Source organism: Variovorax sp. P4_D9, from assembly GCF_056401695.1.
This window is the reverse complement of the sequence record NZ_JBFUIU010000470.1, coordinates 1-7129: the sequence shown is the minus strand read 5'-3', so window position 1 is coordinate 7129 and position 7129 is coordinate 1. Positions and strand designations below refer to the sequence as shown.

Genomic DNA, 7129 nt, shown 5'->3' with positions numbered 1-7129 from the left:
CAACATGGAAGAGGCACTCCGGCGCACCTACGACGCCACGCCGGAACCGAAGCTGGTGGTGGCCGTCGGCGATTGCGGATGCACCGGCGGCGTCTTCGGTGAGAGCTATGCCAGTTGCGGCAAGGTGGCGAACGTGATTCCTGTCGATGTGGTGATACCTGGCTGCCCGCCAACACCGATCGACATCCTCCGCGGAATCCTCAGCGCCGTTCAACGTCAGGCACTGGACGGCAAGCGTCAGTCATGAAGATTGCCGACGGTTCACTGTTCGAGGCGGCGCCGAGATCGGTGCCACGCCTTCGTCCGCTGCCTGCCCGCTCCGTGTGGGTACGGCAGGTAGTCCAGCGGGTGCACACCGATTAGCGAATCGAACTGGCATTGCGCATGACGCGGCGAAGGAGTCCCCGCGCTGGCGACCCAGATGGAGCACCCCGGGGTAGCCGGCTTCGCACGTCCTTCAACAGGACCCAACGTCACTTGGACGGGTGGTTGCGTTCGCGGCCGCCTGCGCCAAGGCTTCCAACAGCAACACACCGGGCACCACGGGACGGCGAGGAAAGTGACCCTGGACAAACGCTTCGTTGATCGTGACAGTCTTCAGCGCCTCGATCGTTGCGCCCTTCTCCACGTCTCCTTGTCGCATTGAAAGACACGCGTCAAATGTGTGTCGAATGATAATTGCAACGATACACATGAGAACTACATGCGCCGTCTGATGAGTCGCGACGCCCCCAGCGGCTTGATCAGCCTTGCCTTACAGTAACTCGAGAACGCAAACCCTGATCAACCGCCAGTGACGTCAACCTTCCGCCAGCTTGCATCCGGATTGAAACGCGTGATCGCCCGCGCGGTCGCCTCGCTGCCCGGCCCGAGATCCTTCTCGTACACCGTGTCGTCGTGGCTGACGATGAAGCTCATCACGCCCGTCTCCCCATAGTGGATCTGCCACGCGACGAGGGCGAAGCCGCTTCGCATGCGGTTGCCGATCACATAGTCGTAGGCGCCGCCCGGAGCGTCCTTGCCCTGAGCCTTGAGGACCTTGAAGTGATAGCCGTGGTAGCCCTCGCTGCTCTTCTGGCCACTGTAGAGCGGTCCGAGCGGGCTCTCGTCCTGGCCGGTGGCATTCGGCCAGTAAAGCCCGTCGTGCTTGCCCGGCGCGCTCATGAATTTCTGCGCGTACTCGAGCACGGCATTGTTGTCGCGGTCTTTCTGGGCGTATTCCTTTTGCGCGTCGTAGTACGCCAGCACGGCCTGCATCGCGGCGAGTTCGTTGCGCCCGATGCGGCGGCTGCGCATGACGTCGACGCCCGCTCTCGGGTCGAAGCGCCAGCCCCCAGCGGTCTTCACGATGGGCACGGGCAGTGTCCAGTCTCCCGACCCGGCGGCAAGCACGGCCTTGTCCGGCTGTTCAAGCACGACCTTGTGCTGCTTCGCCCATGCGGCGAGGAATTCGTAGAGGTCTTCCTGGTCGACGGTGCCTTCCGGCACGAAGCGTCGCCGCTCGGGGCCGAGCACAGTGCGCAATGCATCGGCATCGCTATGTGCAAGGGCATCGACGAAAGCCTGCGCCGCGGCATCGGGTGTAGGGTAGACCTTCTGCGCGAAGGACGCGCCCGAGGCGAGCGACAGCGCCATCACAGCGGAGGCCGCAAGCGTCTTGAAGGATGTGGCGTTGAAGAACATGGTCCGGAGTCCTGAGTGGATGGATTGCGTCATGTGTGCCTCCTCATCGACGACCGCCGCCGCCGCGCCCACCGCCTCCACCACCACCGCGTGCACCACCACCTCCGCCGCCCATGCGGGCACCACCGCCTCCCCCGGAACTCATGCGGGCACCGCCTCCGCCCATGTGCGAGCCGCCGCCACTCATGTGGGCACCCCCGCCTCCGCCCCGGTTCTGCGCCATGGACTGACGGCTCGCATCGCCGCGACTCGTCTGCTGACGGACCTGCCCACCGGCACCGCCCGCGCCGCGCAAGGCGTTGTCGCCGCCACCGTACTGTGTCCGCGACAGCCCCTGGTCGGCGCCACCGCGCCCGCCCGGCCCGCCTCGGTCGCCCACTTGCCCGCGGTCTCCCGCTCTGGCGCTTTCACCGGCGCGGTCACCAGCACGGTTACCAACCCGGTCACCAGCGCGGTCACCGGTGCCTGCACCCGCTCCGCGGCCAGTGTCTCGCGCAGCCGCCTGTGCGCGATCGCGAGTGCCCGGATCGTTGCGCAGCTGATCGCGGCCCTTGCCCGGGTCCATGCCGCGTTGCTGCAACTGGGATTGCGCCTTCTGGCGCTGAGCGTCGCGAGCCGCCGTATCGCGGCCGCGAAAATCGTTGCGCTGGTTCGCTCCGGCGACATCCTTGCCGAATTGCTGCCGGCTCGCCGAATCGCGGTACGGAACCCCGCGCCGGTTGGCCGCGTTGTGCTGGAAGTTCGTCTGGTTGGCGTTGATCTGCCGGTTGGTGTTCACGCTGTTGTAGCGGAGGGGGTTAATGTTGACGTTGCCGCCTCCCCAGTTGCAGTTGCCCCAGAGCGCCGCGGTGGCGGCCACGCCAATACCAAAGGCGATGCCCGTCGCCAGCGCCGCGCCGGGGTAGTAGCCGCCATAGTAGCCATAGTAGTAAGGCGCCGGTGGGTAGTAGTAAGGCGGATATGCCGGATAGGGCCAGGTGCCATACACCACAGTCGGGTCGTACGCGGGGACGTACACCACCTCAGGGTTCGTGGGCTCGATCCTGATGATCGTCTGCTGTGTTTGCGGCTCCTGCTCGACGACCACCTTCTGCTGCTCGGTGCTCTTGAGACTGCCGGTCTGCTGAGCCTTGGCGCGCAACCGCTGCGCAGAGTCGAGAACGTCCTTCGATGACGCGAGGAAGGCGTCGCCCAGGTTCTRCACCCAGTCGGGCTGGTCGCCCATCGTCTGCAGCACCTGCGGGAACGCGACGAGCGACTGCACGCTGGGGTCCCATGGCTGATTTGCGACCATCTTCAGTGCCGCGTCGCCCTTCTGGTTCGGATTCGCCTTCGACCACTTGGCGGCATCGGCGACGTCCGCCGGGTAGGTCGAGGCCATCAGCACCTGCGACAACAGTTCGTCCGGGTACAGCGCGATGGGCGCCATCATCTGGTCGAGTTGCTCCCGGGAAAAACTCGGAGGGGACTGCGCGCCCGCCAGCGCAGACAACAATGAGGCGGCGAGCATCACGGCACGCACGAATCGAATGCTCATTGCACGCATGTGCCTCCCGAGATCGGCGCTGAGAAAGAGCCAGCGATCGAAAATTGTCTAACGATCGCTCATGCTCAGTCCAATCCCCAGACCTTGAGGGTGGCCGTCGGTGCATTACCAAGGATCTTGTACTGGACTGTCACCGACGTGAGACGCCCCTTGCGTCCCGGGGCATCCGCCGGAGCGGTCTGTCCCCCTGCCTTCAGGACCCCGACATCCTTCAACGTGTCGTCTTTGCGATTGTCCCAGTTGAGGACGAGCTGCGTGATCTGAACGTCAGCGCCCTCGGCAGAGAGCTTCACCTGCTTGACGTCCTTTTCCCATCGACCCCCTGCGCTCTTGATCGCTGCGCTTGGATCGGTGGACTTGATCGTCTGCTCGCCGAGCACGAACCACTCGTCAGCCGCTGTTGCCGTGCCCACGAAGCCCATGAGGGCGACGGACGCGACAACGAAAGAGGCCATCAAGGTGTGGAGCTTTGTCTTCATAGAGGTTCCCTTCTGATTGCGGTCAATGCCAGGATCGGCGTCCGCCTACCGCAATCCCCGCCAGAGACACRGCGCGGGGGAAAGAGCCAGCGGATGAAAATTGTCTGTCCATCGCCCATGCTCGTGTTGACGTTTGTCAATTCATGCACAGGCGCAACTCGTAAAGATCGGCCGGCTTCAGAGAATTTCGCCTGATCGACTATGGAGCTTTGTCCTGAATTGAGGCCTGTCGTCCGATGGCCGCCTTTTCAGCACGGCGTGACCGCAAGACCCGATTCCCCGCATACTGGTGGCCGCAAGAGGAGCCCCCCGTGGATGTCCGCAACACCGCCGCGCACGCGACACCCATTGCCAAGCCCGTCCCCTGGGGTCTCTACCTCGGCTTTGCCGCGCTGCTGATGGTGCTGGCGCTGCCGACGCCGGAGGGGCTTCCTGTCGCGGGACACCGGGTGCTGGCCATTCTGGCCTTCGCCATCATCGTGTGGATTAGCGAGGCGGTGAGCTACGAGGTCAGCGCGATCATCATCACCTCGCTGATGGCCGTGCTGATCGGAACTGCACCGGTCGCGAATGCGCCGGGCCGCAGCTACGGCACGTCCAAGGCCCTGGAGATGGCGCTCGACGGCTTCTCGAGCACCGCGCTGGCGCTGGTGGGTGCGGCGCTGGCGATCGCGGCCGCCATGACCATTACCGGCCTGGACCGGCGTATCGCGCTGGTCACGCTCTCGAAGATCGGGACGAGCACACGCCGCGTCCTGATCGGCGCCATCGTGGTCACGGTGGTGCTCTCGCTGGTGGTGCCCAGTGCCACCGCGCGCAGCGCCTGCATGGTGCCGATCATGATGGGCGTGATCCTGGCCTTCGGCGTGGAGCGTCGCTCCAACTTTGCCGCCAGCATCATGATCACCGTCGCGCAGGCCACGAGTATCTGGAACGTCGGTATCCAGACAGCTGCCGCGCAGAACCTGCTGACCATCGGCTTCATCGACAAGCTGCTCGACGTGCGCATCACCTGGCTGCAATGGCTGATCGCCGGCGCGCCATGGGCCATCACGATGTCGATCGTCCTGTACTTCACTACGCGCTGGCTGCTGCCGCCTGAGAGCGAGGCGATCAGCGGTGGCAAGGAGGCAGTTGCCAAGGAACTCGCCGCGCTGGGCCCGATGACGAGCGCGCAGAAACGCCTTGCCGTCGTCTCGGCGGCGCTTCTGCTGCTGTGGTCCACGGGCGGACGCCTGCATCCTTTCGACACGGCCACGGTCACCTACGCGGGGCTGGTGGTCCTGATGCTGCCGCGCCTCGGTGTCATGGACTGGAGGTCCATGCAGCAACGCATTCCCTGGGGCACGCTGATCGTGTTCGGGGTCGGCATCAGCCTGGGCACGGCCCTCCTGTCGACCCAGGCCGGCCAATGGCTGGGCGCTTTCGTGGTCAAGCATTCGGGGCTGGCGACGCAGGGGCCGCTCGTGATTTTCGCGATCCTTGCCGCCTTCCTGATCCTGGTCCACCTGGGCTTCGCCAGCGCCACGGCGCTCACTTCCGCCTTTCTACCGATCCTGATCTCCGTGCTGCAGACGCTGCCGGGCGAAATCAACAAGGCCGGGATAGCGATGCTGATGGGCTTCGCGGTGAGTTTTGGCTTTATTCTGCCCATCAACGCGCCGCAGAACATGGTGTGCCTGGGCACCGACACCTTTGACGGGCGGCAGTTCGCCAAGAGCGGCATCGTGCTGACGCTGGCCGGCTACTTGCTGATGCTGCTCTTCGCCGCCACGTACTGGCGCTGGCTAGGCTGGATGTGAGGCGGCGTATCTTTTGTCACGCGCCTGACTGAGCGCGCCAGGAGCACTGTATGGACCGGGCATCTGTACTTTCCGCTATCGGCGACATGCTTGCCGAGGTGGACCGCAAGCAGGACAGCATCCACGTGCAGGAAGCGAGGAGAGCACTCATTCGTGCTCGGCAGTCGGTCGAGGCCAAGCCGGACGGTTCGCCGTGGAACGAGGAGCTTGTAGAAGCGATGACTCAGTTGGTCATGTTCGGGGTTCCCGGATAGGAAGGCTCTCGACGGATGCTGCGGACGCGCGCCGCGGCGATGATTTGCCGAGTCGATGTTGGCCGCTTGTTACAGCTGGTTGACCATTTTGACGACGTGCGTTCGGCGCCCGCACGCATTCTTCGGCGCAATATTCGATGCAGGCGGTAGAAGCGCGAGCACTGGAGAGCGCTCGCATGGGTGGTCACGGGCGCTGGAATTGTGGGCCAGGTGGCAGCCCCCAATAACGGTCGCCCCGTCGGATTCCAAGCTCTCCAGGAGGCTCATGAATGCCAAAGAATCCAGACTCACCATCGCCAAGCCCATTGACCAGCGAGCAATTGCGCCTGATCGATGCATGGTGGCGCGCGTGCAATTATCTCTCGGTCGGGATGATCTATCTCAGGGACAACCCCCTGCTGAAGGAGCCCTTGAAGCTGGAGCACGTGAAGCACCGGCTGCTCGGCCACTGGGGCGCCAGCCCGGCGTTGTCCTTCGTGTGGGCGCATCTCAACCGCGTCATCAAGCGCGACGACCTCAACGTGATCTACATGGCAGGGCCGGGCCACGGCGCCCCGGGCGTGCTCGGGCCCGCCTACCTGGAGGGCAGCTATTCGGAGGTCTATCCGGACAAGAGCGAAGACCTCGAGGGAATGCAGAAGTTCTTCAAGCAGTTCTCCTTCCCCGGCCACATCGGCTCGCACGTCACGCCGGAAACCCCGGGCTCGATCCACGAGGGCGGCGAACTCGGCTACAGCCTCTCGCACGCCTACGGCGCGGCACTGGACAACCCGGACCTCATCGTGGCCTGCGTGGTGGGCGATGGCGAGGCGGAGACCGGACCGCTGGCGACCGCGTGGCATTCCAACAAGTTCATCAATCCGGCGCGAGACGGCGCGGTGCTGCCGATCCTCAACCTCAACGGCTACAAGATCGCCAACCCGACCATCCTCGCGCGCATCAGCCATGAAGAGCTCGAAGCCCTGTTCGTGGGCTATGGCTACAAGCCCTATTTCGTCGAGGGCGGCGAGCCCTCGGAGATGCACCAGAAGATGGCTGCCACGCTCGACGCCGCCATCGCCGAGATCCGCGCGATCAAAGAAAAGGCGAACGATGCGGCCAAGGCCGAGCGGCCGCGCTGGCCCATGATCGTGCTGCGCTCGCCCAAGGGCTGGACCGGGCCGAAGGAGATTGCCGGCCACAAGGTCGAGGGCTCCTGGCGTTCGCACCAGGTGCCCTTCTCCGACATGCGCGGCAATCCCGCGAACATGCAGCTTCTGGAGGACTGGCTGCGGAGCTACAAGCCCGAGGAACTGTTCGACGCGGACGGCCGCCTGCGCTCCGAGCTGAGGGCGTTGGCACCTCCGAGCTGAGGGCGTTGGCACC

Annotated in this window: 7 protein-coding genes and 1 pseudogene; 4 read left to right on the top strand and 4 right to left on the bottom strand. The window is 64.7% G+C overall.

Annotated features, from left to right (window positions below; translation table 11 throughout):
• The coding region (locus AC1DY5_RS35550; protein ID WP_478119183.1) for an NADH-quinone oxidoreductase subunit B family protein at window positions 1-247 on the top strand (247 nt) is incomplete at its 5' end.
• Between the two features lie 210 nt (window positions 248-457).
• On the opposite strand, the gene AC1DY5_RS35545 is transcribed toward AC1DY5_RS35550, so the two are convergent.
• The 4 genes from AC1DY5_RS35545 to AC1DY5_RS35530 form a co-directional block, all read right to left on the bottom strand.
• Window positions 458-643 carry an ApeI family dehydratase gene (locus tag AC1DY5_RS35545; protein WP_478119181.1) on the bottom strand — a complete coding sequence of 62 codons (186 nt, stop codon included), beginning with the start codon at window positions 641-643 and terminating at the stop codon, window positions 458-460.
• Between the two features lie 140 nt (window positions 644-783).
• Window positions 784-1755 carry a DUF2950 domain-containing protein gene (locus AC1DY5_RS35540; protein ID WP_478119179.1) on the bottom strand — a complete coding sequence of 324 codons (972 nt, stop codon included), beginning with the start codon at window positions 1753-1755 and terminating at the stop codon, window positions 784-786.
• Window positions 1727-3193, bottom strand: coding sequence for a DUF3300 domain-containing protein (locus AC1DY5_RS35535; RefSeq protein ID WP_478119185.1), 1467 nt, complete (start codon window positions 3191-3193; stop codon window positions 1727-1729). Before AC1DY5_RS35535 ends, AC1DY5_RS35540 begins: the two co-directional genes overlap by 29 nt.
• A gap of 101 nt (window positions 3194-3294) precedes the next feature.
• Window positions 3295-3708, bottom strand: a complete 414-nt coding sequence (locus AC1DY5_RS35530; protein ID WP_478119177.1) for a hypothetical protein — start codon at window positions 3706-3708, stop codon at window positions 3295-3297.
• A 236-nt stretch (window positions 3709-3944) separates the two neighbouring features.
• Between AC1DY5_RS35530 and AC1DY5_RS35525 the strand changes: the two genes are divergently transcribed.
• The 3 genes and pseudogenes from AC1DY5_RS35525 to AC1DY5_RS35515 all read left to right on the top strand — a co-directional run.
• The gene (locus AC1DY5_RS35525) at window positions 3945-5510 is read left to right on the top strand and encodes a DASS family sodium-coupled anion symporter (RefSeq protein WP_478119175.1); all 1566 of its coding nucleotides are present in this window, start codon (window positions 3945-3947) and stop codon (window positions 5508-5510) included.
• 50 nt (window positions 5511-5560) lie between these two features.
• Window positions 5561-5764, top strand: a complete 204-nt coding sequence (locus AC1DY5_RS35520) for a hypothetical protein (protein ID WP_478119173.1) — start codon at window positions 5561-5563, stop codon at window positions 5762-5764.
• A 269-nt stretch (window positions 5765-6033) separates the two neighbouring features.
• A pseudogene (locus tag AC1DY5_RS35515) lies at window positions 6034-7107 on the top strand (phosphoketolase family protein); the annotation flags it as partial.
• Window positions 7108-7129 lie beyond the last annotated feature (22 nt).

Excerpts from the sequence above, each read along its gene's own strand:
- AC1DY5_RS35545 (WP_478119181.1), bottom strand. The coding sequence starts at position 643 with ATGCGACAAGGAGACGTGGAGAAGGGCGCAACGATCGAGGCGCTGAAG.
- AC1DY5_RS35530 (WP_478119177.1), bottom strand. The coding sequence starts at position 3,708 with ATGAAGACAAAGCTCCACACCTTGATGGCCTCTTTCGTTGTCGCGTCC.
- AC1DY5_RS35525 (WP_478119175.1), top strand. The coding sequence starts at position 3,945 with ATGGCCGCCTTTTCAGCACGGCGTGACCGCAAGACCCGATTCCCCGCA.
- AC1DY5_RS35520 (WP_478119173.1), top strand. The coding sequence starts at position 5,561 with ATGGACCGGGCATCTGTACTTTCCGCTATCGGCGACATGCTTGCCGAG.